Source organism: Olsenella profusa F0195 (genome assembly GCF_000468755.1).
GTDB lineage: Bacteria > Actinomycetota > Coriobacteriia > Coriobacteriales > Atopobiaceae > Olsenella_F > Olsenella_F profusa.
Window position 1 is genome coordinate 1 of sequence record NZ_AWEZ01000008.1, and the last position, 16,783, is coordinate 16,783.

At 65.6% G+C, this 16,783-nt stretch carries 16 protein-coding genes; all 16 read right to left on the reverse strand.

Features of this window, described 5'->3' with window-relative positions; all coding sequences use genetic code 11:
• Nucleotides 1-219: 219 nt before the first annotated feature.
• Nucleotides 220-627 carry a DUF956 family protein gene (locus HMPREF1316_RS01150; RefSeq protein WP_040650766.1) on the reverse strand — a complete coding sequence of 136 codons (408 nt, stop codon included), beginning with the start codon at nucleotides 625-627 and terminating at the stop codon, nucleotides 220-222.
• Nucleotides 628-767: 140 nt separating this feature from the next.
• A complete protein-coding gene (locus HMPREF1316_RS01155; RefSeq protein WP_021725071.1) occupies nucleotides 768-1,682 on the reverse strand; it encodes a PTS system mannose/fructose/sorbose family transporter subunit IID in 915 nt (304 codons plus the stop codon).
• A 20-nt stretch (nucleotides 1,683-1,702) separates the two neighbouring features.
• Nucleotides 1,703-2,521, reverse strand: a complete 819-nt coding sequence (locus tag HMPREF1316_RS01160; protein WP_021725073.1) for a mannose/fructose/sorbose family PTS transporter subunit IIC — start codon at nucleotides 2,519-2,521, stop codon at nucleotides 1,703-1,705.
• Nucleotides 2,522-2,536: 15 nt separating this feature from the next.
• Complete coding sequence (locus HMPREF1316_RS01165) at nucleotides 2,537-3,544, reverse strand: PTS sugar transporter subunit IIB (protein WP_021725077.1); 1,008 nt, start codon at nucleotides 3,542-3,544, stop codon at nucleotides 2,537-2,539.
• 205 nt (nucleotides 3,545-3,749) lie between these two features.
• Nucleotides 3,750-4,871 carry a M24 family metallopeptidase gene (locus HMPREF1316_RS01170; protein ID WP_021725063.1) on the reverse strand — a complete coding sequence of 374 codons (1,122 nt, stop codon included), beginning with the start codon at nucleotides 4,869-4,871 and terminating at the stop codon, nucleotides 3,750-3,752.
• 54 nt (nucleotides 4,872-4,925) lie between these two features.
• On the reverse strand, nucleotides 4,926-6,086 hold the full coding sequence (locus HMPREF1316_RS01175; RefSeq protein WP_021725112.1) for a 3-dehydroquinate synthase family phospholyase: 1,161 nt from the start codon (nucleotides 6,084-6,086) through the stop codon (nucleotides 4,926-4,928).
• Nucleotides 6,083-6,631 carry a shikimate kinase gene (locus tag HMPREF1316_RS01180; RefSeq protein WP_021725078.1) on the reverse strand — a complete coding sequence of 183 codons (549 nt, stop codon included), beginning with the start codon at nucleotides 6,629-6,631 and terminating at the stop codon, nucleotides 6,083-6,085. Before HMPREF1316_RS01180 ends, HMPREF1316_RS01175 begins: the two co-directional genes overlap by 4 nt.
• 252 nt (nucleotides 6,632-6,883) lie before the next feature.
• Nucleotides 6,884-7,384 (reverse strand): YqeG family HAD IIIA-type phosphatase, encoded by a 501-nt coding sequence (locus HMPREF1316_RS01185; protein WP_021725074.1) that lies wholly within the window; start codon nucleotides 7,382-7,384, stop codon nucleotides 6,884-6,886.
• Nucleotides 7,385-7,393: 9 nt separating this feature from the next.
• The gene (gene mltG / locus HMPREF1316_RS01190) at nucleotides 7,394-8,461 is read right to left on the reverse strand and encodes an endolytic transglycosylase MltG (RefSeq protein ID WP_232204386.1); all 1,068 of its coding nucleotides are present in this window, start codon (nucleotides 8,459-8,461) and stop codon (nucleotides 7,394-7,396) included.
• A gap of 79 nt (nucleotides 8,462-8,540) precedes the next feature.
• Nucleotides 8,541-8,966 (reverse strand): Holliday junction resolvase RuvX, encoded by a 426-nt coding sequence (gene ruvX, locus HMPREF1316_RS01195; RefSeq protein WP_021725089.1) that lies wholly within the window; start codon nucleotides 8,964-8,966, stop codon nucleotides 8,541-8,543.
• 6 nt (nucleotides 8,967-8,972) lie between these two features.
• Complete coding sequence (gene alaS, locus HMPREF1316_RS01200; protein WP_021725076.1) at nucleotides 8,973-11,627, reverse strand: alanine--tRNA ligase; 2,655 nt, start codon at nucleotides 11,625-11,627, stop codon at nucleotides 8,973-8,975.
• 70 nt (nucleotides 11,628-11,697) lie between these two features.
• A complete protein-coding gene (locus HMPREF1316_RS01205; RefSeq protein ID WP_021725107.1) occupies nucleotides 11,698-13,080 on the reverse strand; it encodes an AI-2E family transporter in 1,383 nt (460 codons plus the stop codon).
• A 49-nt stretch (nucleotides 13,081-13,129) separates the two neighbouring features.
• Nucleotides 13,130-14,008: a SigB/SigF/SigG family RNA polymerase sigma factor gene (locus tag HMPREF1316_RS01210; protein WP_084620790.1), complete on the reverse strand. Its 879-nt coding sequence runs from the start codon at nucleotides 14,006-14,008 to the stop codon at nucleotides 13,130-13,132.
• On the reverse strand, nucleotides 14,001-14,378 hold the full coding sequence (locus HMPREF1316_RS01215) for a hypothetical protein (protein WP_021725093.1): 378 nt from the start codon (nucleotides 14,376-14,378) through the stop codon (nucleotides 14,001-14,003). Before HMPREF1316_RS01215 ends, HMPREF1316_RS01210 begins: the two co-directional genes overlap by 8 nt.
• Before the next feature lie 12 nt (nucleotides 14,379-14,390).
• Nucleotides 14,391-14,993: a DUF948 domain-containing protein gene (locus HMPREF1316_RS12955; RefSeq protein ID WP_021725100.1), complete on the reverse strand. Its 603-nt coding sequence runs from the start codon at nucleotides 14,991-14,993 to the stop codon at nucleotides 14,391-14,393.
• An 85-nt stretch (nucleotides 14,994-15,078) separates the two neighbouring features.
• Nucleotides 15,079-16,494 carry a replication-associated recombination protein A gene (locus HMPREF1316_RS01225; RefSeq protein ID WP_084620796.1) on the reverse strand — a complete coding sequence of 472 codons (1,416 nt, stop codon included), beginning with the start codon at nucleotides 16,492-16,494 and terminating at the stop codon, nucleotides 15,079-15,081.
• Nucleotides 16,495-16,783: the final 289 nt, after the last annotated feature.

Genomic DNA, 16,783 nt, shown 5'->3' on the forward strand with positions numbered 1-16,783 from the left:
AATGTATATAAATAATTTGAGAAACAGTAAATCGAATGGTTTGCTGTTTTTTGTTACTCAAGGGGATGCGGACAAAAAGTTGGACCTTGGAAGGTCCGGATTGGAGTTCGCACGGATCGCGTCGTGAAAGTTGGTGTAACAGCGCCTCTGGGGCTGTGATGGTCTTCGCCTCGTCCGCCCTCGATGATACGAAGGCCCAGGTGCATGGACGGGTGAGGCTTACCTCTGTGGCATGTCGCCGTGCCTGCCCACAAGGCGTGAGACAAGGCCCTTGATGCCACCCGCAATGCTGCTCGACATGCTCGGTGCCCTCACGAGGCGCTCGGCCCCGATATGCTCCCGAATCGCCCGCAGCGTGCGCTTGTTGTCGCGCGTGGAGAAGGCGAACTCGCCGCTCGCACGCGTCATGACGGTAAAGCGGGGAAGGTACCTGCCCTTGAACATGACGGGCGCGGACACGCGATCGACCTCTGCCCAGGGAATCTGGATGTAGTCTCGCTTGTTGGCGTCAGAGACGTACTCTATGCCACCTGAGCCCACCGTAAGCTCGCCATAGGAGCCGATGCCCAGAAAGGACGTGGCCTTGCTCCGAAGCTCGATCTGCCTGTTGAGCGGCGTATAGTCCATCTTTGCGGCTGTATGCGGGCGCAAGGGCATGGTTCCCTCCTTGGATGTGCCAACACCACGTGAAAGAGTATAGGAGTATGGCCACACGACAGGGCCGCACCCATCGGATGCGGCCCTGTCGCACGAGTGCGGTCGCTGCCTTACATGAACTGGAAGAAGCGTCCGATCACACCGATGACGAAGAGCGCCAGGATGATGACGATGGGCGAGACGTTCTTCCTGAGGAGCTTGCAGCAGAGCAGCGTGAGACCAACCGCCGCCAGGCCGGGAATGAGCTGGTCGAGATTCTGCTGGAGCGTAGTGACCTTGTTGGCGTCGAGGCCAGTGGGTCCCAGCGTGGAGTACTGCGTGAGCGCCTGCTTGATGCCCTCGGCACCGGAAGGCAGGTTGGCCCAGTCGATATAGGCACCCTCCTGCTGTGGGATCGTGGAGACGACCGGGGTGAAGGATATGGAGACCCAGCGCTCCACCAGGGCACCAATGATGAACATGCCCAGTATGGAGGCTCCCTCGGTGATCTGACCGAGCATGCCGCCCGAGAGGTCCTTGGCAATGGAGGTGCCCACGTTATAGCCGAACTCCTGGGTGTACCACAGGAAGGCGAGGCGAATGACGTTCCACGCCACAAAGAACAGGATGGGGCCCACGATGGAGCCGCTCAGCGCGAGCGAGGCGCCAAGGGCGCCTAGGATCGGGCGGATCGTGAACCAGAAGACGGGATCGCCCACGCCGGCGAGCGGACCCATCATGCCAACCTTGACGCCCTGAATGGCGGTGTCATCGACGGGTGCGCCATTGGCACGCTCCTCCTCGAGGGCGAGGGTGACACCGATGATTGGTGCGGAGACGTACGGATGCGTGTTGTAGAACTCGAGGTGACGCTTGAGGGCCGCCGCTCGCTGATCCTTGTCGGAATAGAGCTTCTTGATGGCCGGGATCATTGCATAGCACCAGCCACCGTTCTGCATGCGCTCGTAGTTCCACGAGCCCTGCAGGAACTGGTGACGCCATGCGACCTTGCGCCGGTCAGTCTTGGTAAGCTTGATGTCTGCCATGTGTGCTCACACTCCCCTTCCTACTCGTAGTCGTTGATGATGTCCCCCAGCGGATCACCGGAACCGGTGCCGCCACCACCACCCTGCTTGGCCAGGCCCTTGAGGGTGAGGTAGATGAGGGCGAACACGACGCCGATGATACCGAGGGCGATGAGCGTGAGCTCCTTGATGGCCGCAATGACGAAGCCAAGGGCAAAGAAGGGCCAGGTCTCCTTGGTGGCCATCATGTTGACGACCATGGAGTAGCCGACTGCGGCAACCATGCCACCGCCAACGGCCATGCCCCCGGAGAGCCAGGGGGGCATCATGTTGAGCGTGCTGGTGACTGCCTCGGCAGGGATGAAGCACAGGGCGGCTGCCGGCACGGCGATGCGGATGCCCTGAAGGCAGATGGCAAAGACCTGCCACCCCTCGATAGCGGCAAAATTGGCATGATCGGCCGCGGCATCCATGGCATGGACCAGTGCCGTCGCAATGGTGCGCACGATCATCGTGAGGAAGAGGCCGGCCACGGAAAGGGGCACGGCAACGGCGATGGACGTGGCGATAGCGTCCTGCGAGCTGGCGCTTCCTCCACTGAGCGCGAGCATCATGATGATGGACGAGGCCACGGAGGCGAGGGCTGCGTCAGGTGCGACGGCGGCACCGATGTTGGCCCAGCCCAAGGCGATCATCTGCAGTGAGCCACCCAGAATGATGCCCTCGACGGGATGGCCACAGACGAGGCCGATGAGCGTACAGGCGACCAGGGGCTGGTGGAATTGCCACTCGTCCAGGATGCCCTCCATGCCTGCCAAGAAAGCCACGAGAATGACAAGCACGATGGTGATTGGGTTCATGTTCCCTCCCTTTCTCTATGCGTTCTGAGCGGCGAGCTCGGACTTTGCCTTCTTCAGCATGCCGTCGAAGGACTCTGGCGCATCGGCGGGCACCTTGCGCACGTCGAACGTCACGCCCTTGTCCTTGAGGGCCTCGAGGGTCTTCACGTCGTCCTCACCCATGGCGATGGCATTGGTGACCACGACCTTGCCTGCGGAGTGGGCCATGGAGCCAAGGTTGACCTTCTTGATGTCCACACCGCCCTCGAGGGCGCGCAGCAGATCCTGTGGCGTCTCGAAGAGGAGCATCACCTTGGTGGCACCGAAGCGCGGATCCTTGGCAATCTGGATGATCTTGGAGATGGGCACCACATGGGCCTTGACCCCGGGAGGTGCCGCCTGCTCGATCATGGACTTGCGCAGCTCGTCGTGGGCGACGGCATCGGAGCACACGATGATGCGATCGGGACCGGTCATCTTGGTCCAGGTGGTTGCCACCTGGCCGTGCAGCAGGCGCGTGTCCACACGGGCAAGCACGATCTTGAGGTGGCCGTCGCCAAGGACCGTGCCCTCTGGGATGGAGCCCGTCGGTGTCGTGGCCACCACCGCGGCTGCGGCGGCAGGGGCGGCCTCGACAGGCTGCAGGCTCTCGGGCTTGACCTTGACGCCATCACGCGCCTCGGCATAGATCTCCTTGGCGACGTCTGCGGCCGTCTCGGCGCCCATGCGCGCTCCATAGGCCGAGACGAGCATGGGCAGGCTCAGACCCGTGACAGCCACCCAGTCCTCGTGGTCTCCCCCATCGACGATGCGAGACACCTGGTTGAACGGGGTGCCGCCCCACAGATCGACCAAGAACAGCACATGCTCCTGATCGTCGAAGGTGGCGACGGCGTCGTGCAGCTTCTGGTACATGTCATCAGGCCCCATGTCGGGGGTGAGGACTGCCGTGGCCACGTTCTCCTGGGGGCCAAAGATCATCTGACCAGACTCTTTGATTCCCTCGGCAAACGCACCGTGGCTCGCTAGGACAATACCGACCATCCAACTTCCTCCTTACTTGCTTCATCTGCCAACAGATACGGATGCATTGCATGATGAATCACGATTTGTACGCAATCGCTCCATGAATGCTACACACATCCTGCAGTATACGACAAGGGAATGTTTGCATCAGTCACAACATGATGGAAATCCGTCAAAGGGATGGTCGACCGTCCCTCTGTGCCTCATTGGAAGGGTGCGGATGCTACCCCACTCTGAGCAGGTCGTGGGCGGAGCGGCCGAAGGGATGGTAGCCGTCCTCGGCCATGTGGCCACAGTCCTCAAGGCGGATGCCAAACCTGCCAGGCAGATAGATGCCTGGTTCGATGGTAATCACGGACCCCACCGGCACCTCATCGCCATAGAGGCGGCTGAGGTGCGGGCTCTCATGGATCTCGATGCCCACACCATGGCCAAGGCCATGGCCGAAGTACGGTCCATAGCCCGCGTCCGAGATGACCTTCGCGGCCAGATCATGGATATCCCGACCGATGCAGCCCGGCTTGGCGGCGGCCTCGCAGGCCTCGTTGGCCTCGCGCACCACATCGTACACGTGGCGTTGCTCCTCGGAGGGCTCCCCCACGCAGACCGTTCGCGTCATGTCGGCATGATAGTCGTGGTAGGCGGCGCCGTAGTCCATCACGATCAGGTCGCCCTCGCGCACCACGTAGTCGCTGGGCTTGGCATGGGGGTTGGCACCATTGGGGCCCGCGGCGACGATGGTGTCAAACGAGAGGGCATCCGCACCATGCATGAGCATGTAGTGCTCGAGTTCGGCACGAATCTGCCGCTCGGTGAGGCCCGCCTTGATGTAGCCACGGATATGGTCGAAGGCGTCATCGGTAACCTCCTGCGCCCTGGCGAGCAGGCCAAGCTCCTCCCGGTCCTTGACGATGCGCAGGCGTACAAGATCCCCGTGCAGGCGCGGCAGCAGACAGCTCATGGAGCGGGCGGCAAGCTCCGCCTGCAGACCGTCAAAGAACGAGAGGGGGCAGGTGTCCTCGACGGCCGCCACGCGGGCGCGCGCCTTGAGGACGCGCCCGGCAGCCCAGGCCACGGCATCGACGGCATCCCCGTCGAGCTGCCAGACGCCGTCCGTACCCATGCGTTCGACGAAGCTGTTGTAGTAGCGGGAGTCCGTGTGAAGCCAGAGGCCATCCTGCGTGAGGAAGGCAGTGTGCGCCTGCTCGGAGTCGAACACCCGCTCCACACCGGTCAGCCAGCGCAGATCGGGGTTGTTGCGCAGGATGACGGCATCGTACCCGCGCTCCTCCATGAGTGCGCGAAAGCGCGCCACCCTCTGTGCGCACAGGGATGCGACTGTCATGCGACCACTCCTTCCGGTCATGCGACCATGGTACCGTGACGGGCGTCCTGGTCCCTACCGACCTCGCGCGGCACACCAGGCGTCAAGGTGCTCCTCAAGCAGCGCGTCATCCACGTTGGACAGGCGCACGCGGCCGATCCTCTGTGGGAGGGCCAGCTGGAAGCGGTTGCTGTGCAGGAACGCGTCCGCCTTGAGGCGCTCGAGCAGGGCGGCGGCATCCACCTGCGCGACCGCCAGAGGCAGGCCAAGCCGCTCGAGCAGCTCGTCCTGCGCAAGGACGTCATCCACACCCAGGACGCCCAGGCCCGCCGAGACGCGGGCCGAGAAGCGCAGCCCCTCGGCAAGGCGCGTGGATAGGGGCAGCTCCGTGAGGGCGCCCAGCGCATACGCCAACTCCCGTCCGTAACGCAGGCCCTGGCGCACGGCCAGGGCGGAGGACGACGCGATCCTCCCACGCGTCTTGAGCGTGTCGGCCGCCTGCTCCGCAAGCGTGTCGGAGGCAACGTCGACAGCAGCATCGATCTCGGCATCCACGTCGGAGTCCGCCTCCGCGGCGTCGGGACCCTGCGCCACCTCGAGGCTCCTGTCCCAGAGGCGTGAGAAGGACTGCTCGGAGTCCACCATGGCCGCCTGCGCCATGAGGGCGCGCGCGCAAAGCGTCGTCTCACCCGTAGGCGACACGTCCATAAGGTCGAGGTCGGCCACCAGGTAGCGGCAAGCGGGACGTGGCGAGAGCACCTGGGCATGCGCGGCGAGGTCGATGCCCCGCGGCGCGGGTGCCACCTCCACGAGCGCCGTGAGGTCCAGGGGGATGGCAGCCATCTGCACGCCGCCACACCAGGCGACGCAGACGTTGGAGGCAACCGAGAGCACATCGGCGTCGCCGATGGCCACGACGAGGTCGTCTGCGGTCACATGGTGGGCGTCGAGCCTCCCCACAAGGCGAGACGCTTCCTGGAGCTGACGCGCCGTGGAACCTGAGGGCACCTCCGTCCGCTCGACCACGAAGCCCGCGGACGTCAACTCGCGGCGCACGAGCTCCTCGGTCATCTCGTTTGTCCCGCTGCCAACCATAAGCTCGGCCCGTTGGGGCGTGCCCACGGCACCCTTGAACACGGCCTCGCACTCCGCGATGGTGCCGTGGCCGATGCGCGCCTCGCAGGCTCCTCCCAACGCAGGCACCCACTGCCTGACCGTCTGCATGGCCCTGCTCATAGCAGGCCCTCCTCCCAGAGCACGCACCCCGCAAGGGAGCAGACCTGCTCGAACGACTTTCCCCTGATATCTATCGTAATGTCGGCGGCGCCCTGATAGAGGGGACGACGTGCCTGGTACAGCTTGCGCGCATCCTCGACGCAGCCAAAGTCAGGCCGTAGCTCAGGATGACGGATCTGGCGCAGGGAGTCCACGAGATCCCCATCAAGAAAGACGACCTTGCCCATCTCGTGCATGATGGCACAGGAGCGGCCGTCCTCCACGATGCCTCCGCCGCAGCTCACCAGCAGCGACTTGCGGCTCCGAAGCTTACCGAGCGCCTCGACCTCATAGTCGCGAAAGCGCCGCTCACCGTCGCACTCGAAGATCTGGCAGACGCTCATGTGACGCGCGCGCTCCACGAGCTTGTCCGTGTCCACAAAGTCACGGTTGAAGAGGCCACCGAGGTTGCGCGCAAGCGTCGACTTGCCCGCCCCCAGGAAGCCCACAAAGAAGATATGGTCGCAGCCCTTATGGACCACGTAGCCCGTGTCCTGTTCGCTCATGTGGTTGATGACCCCGTGCGTCTCTTGATGCTTATCGGCCTTGATTCTAGCAAACGGGAATGGATGGCCCCGAGTCGTTCGCAATTCTCTCCGCTTCCCCACCGAGTCGTATGCAATTTATCGGGCGAACTGACTGCCATACAATGATGAGATAACATTTTTATCTGCGGTTTTGTCGGTGGCGAGTCGTTCGCAATTGCGAACGACTCGGAAGAGCCCTGCGCAGAATTGCATACGACTCGGAGAGGGACGCTATTCGCCCTCGAAGGGACGCTCCCCAATGACGCGGTGCTCGAGGAGGCGCACCAGTCGCATGTGTGGGAGGTCGCACGCGGACTGTGGCCGCACGAGGATGGTGCGCACGCCCGCGAGATTGCCCGCGAGGACGTCAGTGAACACCTGGTCGCCCACCATGACGGCCTCCGCCGCCGAGACGCCCATGCGTCTGAGGGCAGCTCGCACGGCACAGGGAAGGGGCTTGAGCGCATGGTGCACCACCAGGCTCGCAAGCTCCCGTGCCGAGTCCTCGACCGCCCGCGTATGAATGTTGTTGGACACCATGCACGTGGAGATCCCCGCCTCGTGCACCCGACGGAACCAGGCGGCCACCGCGGGCGGCGCCTGCCTTGTATCGCGTGGCACGCAGGTGTTGTCACGGTCAAAGAGCACGCACCGTACGCCATCGCGCACGAGGTCGTCCACGCCGAGGAGGTCGATGGAGGCCACGCAGCGGCTGGGATGCAGGATGCTCATGACACGCTCCTAGCTGCCCTGGGCCTGCTGGTGCTGCTCGAACGTCTCGGAGAACACGGTCTCGGAGCCATTCCAATACCAATAGAGGTAATTCGTGCTGGCAGGTGCCATGGCGGCCTTGATGCTCGCCATGCTGGGACTACAGATGGGTGTGGGCGGCAACCCCTGGCTGACGTAGGTGTTGTAGGGGCTCTGCGAGGCGAGGTCGTCCTTCGTCGGCTCTCGGCCCGTCACATACATGATGGTCACATCGCTCTGCAGGCGCATGCCAGCCTTCATGCGGTTGCACATCACCGAGGCCATCTTGGGTCGATCATCGTCGCTGTGCGCCTCCTTCTCGATGATGGAGGCCATGTTGATGATGTCATAGTCGCTCATCGTGATGCCGTAGGCACTCTCGATGCCCGTCTCGGCACTGGCGAGGTCAAGGGACATCACCTCGCTCTGATACTGGTCAAGCATGGCGCGGATGACCGCGTCGGCCGAGCCGTCCGTGGCGCTGAGGTCATAGGTCTTGGGATAGAGGAAGCCCTCGAGCGAGTCGTTCTGCGCAGAGGACAGGAAGGGGTAGTCATCCACATAGTTGGACGCCTTTGCCTGGGCCAGGAAGTCATCGGTCGAGATGCCTAGGGCCGTCTGCACCGCCGTGGCCGTTTGCGACACGGTGAGCCCCTCGGGCACGGTGAGCTTCTTGGCGTTGGAGTTGGGGCCGGAGACCAGCAGGCGCACGATATCGGCGACGTTGGCGCCCGTCACGATGTCGTACGTGCCGCTCTTCATGCTGGCACCGGCATCCTGACGCTTGACCTCGCCCGTGAAGTCGCTCCGCTTGGCAATGATGCCACCCTCAAAGAGGATATTGGCGATATCCTGCGTGCCTGAGCCATCGGGGATGGTCACCGTGACCACCTGGCCCGGCGTGACGTCGCCGACCTCCTCGGGCGGGAAGAGCCGCTGCCACGCCTGGCAGCCGCCAACGCCCACGAGGGCGAGCGCCACCAGGACGAGGATGAGCTTGGGCAGAGGCGACCTCGTGCGGCGCTCGCGCCGGGCGCGATGCGTGCGTGCGCGTGCCACGCGGGGAGACGGTGCCGTACCCAAAGGACGCCTTGTCCGGGTATGTGCGCTGGACCTCATGTGCTTGGTTGCCATAACCCTACCTTTGCTGATCGTCGGTTCGTGCGTCGAGCCAGGTCTGAAGAAAGAGCGAGGCGGCCACCATGTCAACGCGCCCGCGCATCTTCCGTTCGCTCAGGCCTTCCGCACGCAGGATGCGCTTGGCTTCGGCAGAGCTCAGGCGTTCGTCCACAAACTCCACGGGCAGCCCCGCCCGCTCGGCGATGGCGCGTCCCTGCTCCATGGCCTTCCGAGCCTGGGGGCCATCCTCACCCGAGAGCGTCCGAGGCCGGCCGCACACGAGGACGTCGGGCTCGACGTCCTCAAGGATGCGCCGGAAGCTCGCGGCATGGGAGAGCACCTCGGCGGCAGGCAGCACCTTCACGGGCGAGGCGACCGTGCCGCCCGCGTCCGTGGCGGCAATCCCGATGCGCGCATCCCCTATGTCGAGCGCCAACGCCCTCATGGGACCTCAGGCGCCCAGAAGCTCGCGGGCGGCGGCGAGGGCGGCGTCGATGCCGGAGGCGTCTGCACCGCCGGCCTGCGCCATGGTGGGCCTGCCACCGCCGCGACCATCGACCTTGTCGGCGATGTACCTGATGACGTCACCGGCATGGAAGCCCGCCGAGACGGCCGCATCGGTTGCGGCCGCGAGCAGCGCGACCTTGCCATCGGGCGTGGAGGAGGCCACCACGCAGGCCACCGGCCCTTCGCCCGCGCCGTCGCGGATGGCGTCCCACACGCTCCTGAGCTCCTTGCCCGAGGGACCCTTGAGCTTGGCAAAGACGCAGCGATAGCCCTCGAGCTGGGAGGCATGGGCAAGGGCGTCGGCAAGCTGGCCCGTGGAAGCGCCCGTCGTGACGTCCTCGAGCTGTCGCCTGGTGTCGCGCAGCTCCTGCTCGAGCGCAGCCACGCGGGCGGCGACATCGGCAGGGCGACACTTGAGGCTCTGGGCCACCCCAGCAAGCAGGCCCAGGCGCTCGTCCACGTACTGCAGGGCGCCCGCCGAGGTGACGGCATCGATGCGGCGGGCGTTGGAGCCCACGGATCCCTCCGAGACGATCTTGAAGAACCCGAGCTCGGCGGTGTTATGCGCATGGGTGCCGCCACAGAGCTCGCGCGAGAAGGGCGCATCCGCGTCTCCCGTGGAGACGACGCGCACCATGTCGCCATACTTCTCGCCAAAGAGGGCCACGGCACCGGATGCCTTGGCCTCATCGATGCCCATGACCTGGGTCACGATTGGCTCGGCGGCGAAGACCTCCGCGTTCACGAGCCCCTCGACGCGCTCGATCTCCTCGGGCGTCATGGCCTCGAAGTGCGTGAAGTCGAAGCGCAGGTGGTCGGGGGCGACCAGGGAGCCCGCCTGGCTCACGTGCTCCCCCAGGACCTGCTTGAGGGCTGCGTCCAGCAGGTGCGTGGCGGTATGGTTGCGGCGGATGAGCTCGCGGCGGCCGTGGTCCACCACGCAGCGCACCATGTCACCCACCATGAGCTCGCCAGCCGTGACCTCGGCCACATGGGCCACCAGCCCGCCCTCGTGGTGCCTGGTGTCGCTCACGGCGAGGGTCACGGCATCGCCCACGAGCTTGCCGGTGTCACCCACCTGGCCACCCATCTCGCCGTAGAAGCTCGTGCGGTCGAGCACCACGTCCACCCTATCGCCCACATGGGCGACCGAGACCTCCTGGCCGTTGGCGTCCACGATGGCCAGTACATGCGCACCCGCGAGCTCGTCGGAGTCGTACCCCTCGAACTGCGTCTCGGGCACACGATCGGAGAGGGCCACCCACACGCTGGCGGCCTTTCCCCAGGCGTCACGGTTGGCGCTCGCGCGGGCGCGCTCCTTCTGGGCCTCCATCCGGGCATCAAAGGCGGCCATGTCCACGCCGTGGCCCGCGCCCTGGGCGATCTCGCAGGTGAGGTCGATGGGGAAGCCATAGGTGTCATGCAGCTTGAAGGCCATGTCACCGGAGAGGGCCTCACCCGTGCCCAGGCGGCTGAGTTCCTCGGTAAGGCTGGCCTCGCCCGCATCGAGCGTGGCGCCGAAGCGCTCCTCCTCGGCGGTGATGATGCCTTCGATGAGCGCCCTGTTCTCGGTGAGCGCCGGGTACACGTCGGCCATGAGGCGCATGACCTCGGCGGAGTAGGTGGTGAGGAAGCCGCCCCTGATGCCCATGAGGCGGCCATGGTACACCGCGCGGCGCAGCAGACGGCGCAGCACGTAGCCGCGGCCCTCGTTGGAGGGCAGGATGCCGTCGCCGATCATGAAGGTGACGGCACGGGAGTGGTCGGCCAGGATGCGCAGGCTCCTGTCCGTGGCGGCGGAGTCGTGGTAGCGCACGTCCGCGAGCCCCTCTCCCACGGCGATGAGCGAGCGCAGGATGTCACCCTCGTAGTTGGAGGCCTGATGCTGCATGATGGCGGCGATGCGCTCCAGCCCCATGCCCGTGTCGATGTTGCGGTGGGGCAGCTCCTGCAGGGAGCCGTCCTCCTGGCGATCGTACTGCGTGAACACGAGGTTCCAGAACTCCAGGAAGCGCGGACCATCGTCGCCAGGTCGCTCCCCCGCAAACTCTGGCCCCAGGTCGAAGTAGATCTCGGAGCAGGGGCCGCAGGGGCCGCAGGGGCCCGCGGCCCAGAAGTTGTCGTCGGCACCCAGACGGGATATGTGGTCGTACGCCACGCCCTGGGCATGCCAGAGCTCCACGGCCTCGTCATCATCCTCGAAGACGGTCATGTACAGGCGGTCCTTGGGCAGGCCCAGATGTTCGGGGCTCGAGATGAACTCCCAGGCCCAGGCGATGGCATCGGCCTTGGTGTAGCCGCCGAACGAGAAGTTGCCCAACATCTCAAAGAAGGAGAGGTGGCTGGCGTCACCGATGTTCTCGATGTCGTTGGTGCGCAGGCACTTCTGGCAGGAGGTGGCCCCGATCTCCCGCATGGTCCTGAGGCCCTGGTAGTATTCCTTGAACTGGTTCATGCCGGCGTTGGCGAGCAGGAGCGACGGATCCTCGGGGACGAGCGAGGAGGAGGGATAGAGCCTGCAGCCCTTGCCCTCGAAGAACGCGAGGAAGTCCTCGCGGACCTCAGCTGTGGTCATGGTCTTGTAGTCAGCGCTGGTCATGGTTCTCCTCGCGTGCCGTCCCGTGCGTTCAAACGCCATAAGGATAGACTCCCGCGAGGAAAAAGGAAGCTCACGGCGCAGGGGGAGGCGGCGCCTGCTCTGAATCACCATGGGTGTCGCCGCCCTTGGGACCACCGTGGCGCCGTGCGGCAGCCACCAGGTCCGCGAGGTGCTCGCCCAGCGAGCGATGCGTGCCGTGCGGCCGCTCCGCAGCCACGGCCACCGGTGGCTTGTCGGGATTGACCAAAAGCGTCGACTCGAAGAACTTGTCGTCGTCGAGCGCATCGAAGGAGGGCTGGATGGCGCCGTGGTCATCCCGGAAGGGCGTGGACTGGAAGAGCGCGCCGTCGTAGCTCACGAGCTGGCGGTTCGTGTGCCGCTCGAAGTAGTACACGAACAGCGACCTCACGGCGGCTGTGAGCGGTATGGCAAGCATCATGCCCAGGACGCCGCCGACCGCGCTGCCGATCACGATGCCGAGCAACGAGAGCACCGGATGGATCTTGACGGCCGAGCGCATGACGAGCGGCGAGATGAGATTGTCCGTCACGTTGAGCACGACGACCGACACCAGGATGGAGGCGAGGGACAGCAGCGGCGACACGAAGAGCGCCAGCAGGGCGGTGAGGGCCGCGGCGACCCAGGGACCGATGACCGGGATGAAGTGGAGCACCCCCATGGTGATGCCCATGAGGCTCGCGTAGGGATGTCCGATGGCGGCAAAGCCCAGGAAGGACAGCACGCCCGCAATGGCGGACGTGATGACGATGCCGCGCATGTAGCCGCCCATCGCACGGCTCATGACGGCCAGCATCACGGAGAGCTCGCCCTCGTGCCTTGGCCCCGCAATGACAGAGAGCTCACGGGCGATGGTGGGATAGTCCTTGGCCAGCCAGTAGGCCACCACGAGACCCAGAAAGAACGTGAAGATGTTGTTCGCCGTGACGATGACGTTGTTCACGATGCCATTGGTGATGCCCTCCGCCAGGCTCGAGGCGGCGGTGGTGCCCGCGCCCGCAAAGGTGTTGAGGTACTGGCTGAGGCCCTGCTGGAGGTTGGCCGTCTCGGACGTGCCGTGCTGCCGCCAGAAGTCGTTGAAGGCGCTGCGGAACTGCCCCACGTAGGCGGGCACATGCTGGAGCACCTCGATGAGCTGGCTCACGAAGGGCGGGAAGATGAGCACGGCTGCGGCCACAAGCACGACCAGGAACACCAGCAGCGCTATGAAGGCGCCCAGCGCACGGCCGACGCCCCGTCGCTCCAGCGCGTTGGTGATGGGACTGCAGACAAACCCAATGACCACGCCCACCAGCAGCAGCTCGAGGGCGGGGACGATGCGCCCCAGCACCAGCAGGGCGACGCCGATGAGGCCGCAGCAGCCCAGGGCCGCCCATGTGCGCATGCCCACCAGGCGCGCCCGCCCCAAGCGCTCGTCTCCCTCTGTGTCGTTCACGTCTCCCCTCTCCCGTGCCGCATGAGGGCACGACGAAGCGGCGGCGCTGCTAGGACGTGACGCCGCCCACGATCTCTGGGTCAATCCTCTCCTGCAGCTTCTTGAGCGTGCGCCTCAGCAGGCGCGATACCTGCACCTGCGAGATGCCCAACTTATCGGCGATCTCCACCTGGGTGAGTCCCTCGATGAAGCGCATGCGGATGATGTCCTGCTCGCGTGGGGAGAAGTCCCGCACGGCCTCCTCGATGGCCATGCGGTCGTCGGAGGCGGCAAGGTCCCTGTCCTCGGAGACGTAGCGGTCGAGTATCGAGGGCGCCTCGTCATCGGCGGCGCCACCCGCCTCGAGCGGCACGGAGCTGTAGGCGCTCGAGGATTCCATGGCCTCCAGCACCTCGTCCACCGAGGTGTCGAGCTCCTGGGCGATCTCCTCCACGGTGGGGCTGCGCTGCAGGCGCTTCGTCAGCTCGTCCGTCATCTGGTTGACCTTGGCCGAGAGCTCCTGCAGCCGACGCGGCACGCGCACCGACCAGCCCTTGTCGCGGAAGTGGCGACGGATCTCACCCATGATGGTGGGCGTGGCAAAGGTGGTGAACTCCAGGCCACGCGAGATGTCGAAGCGGTCGATGGCCTTGATGAGGCCGATGGTGCCCACCTGGATGAGGTCGTCGAGCGACTCCCCCCTGTTCTTGAACTTGGAGGCAAGGAAGCGGACGAGGTTGAGGTGGCTCACGATGAGCTGCTGGCGTGCGTCCTCGTCTCCCTCCTCCTTGTAGCGGCGGAAGAGCTCGTGCGTGCGCCCCTTGTCCCAGGCGAGCTTGCCCTTGGGCACCCGGCGTGTGAGGCTGCGCCGCCGCGCGCGCTCCGCGCGCGCGGACTCCTCGCCAGCGGTGGACGCATCCACCGTTGTCTGTTCCCACTCGTTAGGCATGGGCGGCGCCTACCGTCTTCTCAAGGTGAAGCACGCCCCCGCCTGTGACGGCAAAGTCGTCGCACACGGCCTGCAGCAGGAGCTCCGCGAGGGTGAGGTCCACACCGGCGGCCTCGATGACCTCCGGCTCGGCATCACCCAGGGCAAAGTCCATGGCAACGGAGCCCTCTGACAGCGTGAACGTGATGTCACAGACCGCGGGGGCCGTGGCGCAGCTGTAGACGAAGCCCTCCTCCGCGGCCATGCGCACATCCTCCACGTCATCCACACTCATGCAGCAGACGACGGCCAGGTTGGACGCCATCATACGGACGGCGCGCGCATATCCCGCCTCTGCAGGGACCGAGAGGCGAACGGTCTTCTCTTGCATTGGTACAGCTCCTTATGCTTGGCTCTTGGTTGGGTCCGCGGACGCGTCCGTGTCGCTCGATGCGGCGGCATGAGGGGCCTGGCCGCCCGTGTCCTGTCCGTAGGTAACGTATCGCACGGTATGGGCAGGCTGGCCGCCACCGCCCTGCGCGTCCACATCCTCCACAGACGCGCCCTCGCCCCTCAGCCGGGCGGCATGCCTGCCCGCGCCGCCATCCTTGCCAGAGATGCGGTTGATGACGTTGGTCACACCGGCGGCGGCACTGGTCGCCACGCCGTTCACCATGTCCGTGACATCCGCGGCCGTGCTCGAGACGCTCGAGACGTCACCTAGGATGCCATTCACCCTCCCCAGGCTCTCGTTGGCACTGTCCACGGCGTCGCCAACACGCTCGACCAGGGGGTCGACCTGCTTGATGGCGGGCTGGAGGTCATCCATGACACCGTCGAGCTTGGCGATCACGGGTTGGACCTGCTCGATGGTCTCGTTGGCCGTACGGGTGACCTCATCCACGGAGGCGCGCGCATGCCGCAGGGTAAGCGCAAGCTCCACCACCGCCCAGACGGCCGCAAGCACGAGAACGACAAGTACTATCTGCAGAGGATCGAGCTGCATGATGTCCCCATTTCCGCCGCGTCATGCGGCTGTCTGACTTGCTGGCGCAAGCGCCTCTGTGCCCATTCTACCCAAGCGGGAGTCTCTAGGATGCCGGCGGGGGAGTATCCAAGGCAGTCACCTCATCGGACCGGCCGTCCGACGGGATGGCGCCACCACGCTCGCCGGCAGGCTCATCGGCTCGGTCACGCGCCGTCGCATCGATGCGCCATGATTCCCAGCCACGTGGGCTCGCATGGTAGAACGCACCCCTCTCCAGACCGTCCGGCAGGTACTGCTGGGGCACCCACCCCTCGGGATAGTCGTGCGGATAGAGATAGGTGCCATAGGCTTCGGAGCCGGGACGATGACGGTCGCGCAGGTGGTTGGGAACCTCGCGGCGAGGTCCCTCGCGCACCTCCTGGAGGGCCGCGTCGATGCCCGCCTCGGCGGCATTGGACTTGGGCGCGAGGGCCACGTAGAGAGCGGCCTGCGCCAGGTTGATGCGGCACTCCGGGTAGCCGATGACCTCAGCCGCCCGAAAGGCGGCCTCCGCCACAAGCAGCGCCTGCGGGTCGGCATTGCCCACGTCCTCGGATGCCTGGATGAGGATGCGCCGGGCGATGAACTTGGGGTCCTCCCCCGCATCGATCATGCGGGCCAGCCAGTAGAGCACGGCGTCCGGATCGCTGCCCCGCATGGACTTGATGAAGGCGGAGATGACGTCGTAGTGCATGTCGCCGGCCCTGTCGTACGAGAGGCCACGACGGGGGTTGGCCTCGTGCACATGCTCGAGCCCGATGGCGACGGGTGACTCAGGACTGGCAGCATCGACGTTGCCGCCCGGAGCGGCCATCTGGCTGGCAAGCTCCAGGGACGTGAGGGCGGCGCGCGCGTCTCCCCCGGCCAGGATGATGACCTCGTCCAGGGCCTCGTCCGTGATGGTGAAGGCGCCCTTGAGGCCAAGCTCGTCGGCGAGGGCCCGGCGCACCAGCGTGCGGAGCGACCCGTCGTCGAGGGGGACCAGCTCCACCACGCGCGAGCGGCTGATGAGGGCCGAGTTGACCTCGAAGTAGGGGTTCTCGGTGGTCGCCCCGACGAGCACCACGGTGCGATCCTCCACGGCATGCAGCAGGGCATCCTGCTGCGAGCGGTTGAAGCGGTGGATCTCGTCCACGAAGAGTATCGTGCGCCGACCCTGCATGAGCAGTCGCTGCTCGGCGGCGTCCACCTCGCGTCGGAGGTCCTTGACCGTACCCGTGACGGCCGAGACCTCCACGAACTCCGCATGCGTGGTGTTGGCAATGATGCGCGCAAGCGTGGTCTTGCCCGTGCCGGCCGGCCCGTAGAGGATGACGGACGAGAGCGTGTCGTGCTCGATGGCGCGACGCAGCCACGAACCCTCGCCAACGGCCTGTGCCTGGCCCACGTAGCCATCGAGGGTCTGGGGGCGCATGCGCGCGGCCAGCGGCGCATTGGCGGTGCGCCTGTGGCGCTCGACGCTTGAGAAGAGAGTGTCCATGCCTGTCATTGTACCCGCCACTGACATCCCTCATGGTCTCCTCCCGCAGCCACTTTTCACAGCCATCACGCCACGGGCCCCTCGCGCGGTCGGCTCGTATGGCGGCGTGAGGGTGCCTTGCGTAGGTACCCTTCGTGACACCGTGTGGATGGGGAGCCGCACCCACTTGCAGCAGAAGGCACCCACACGATGGTCGCACGCGGGAGAAAGGCGCCCACAGGAGGGGTAGGCGCCCGCGACCTATGGAAGGGGACGCCCAAAGGGGCTATAACGTGGGGTGGAGCCATAC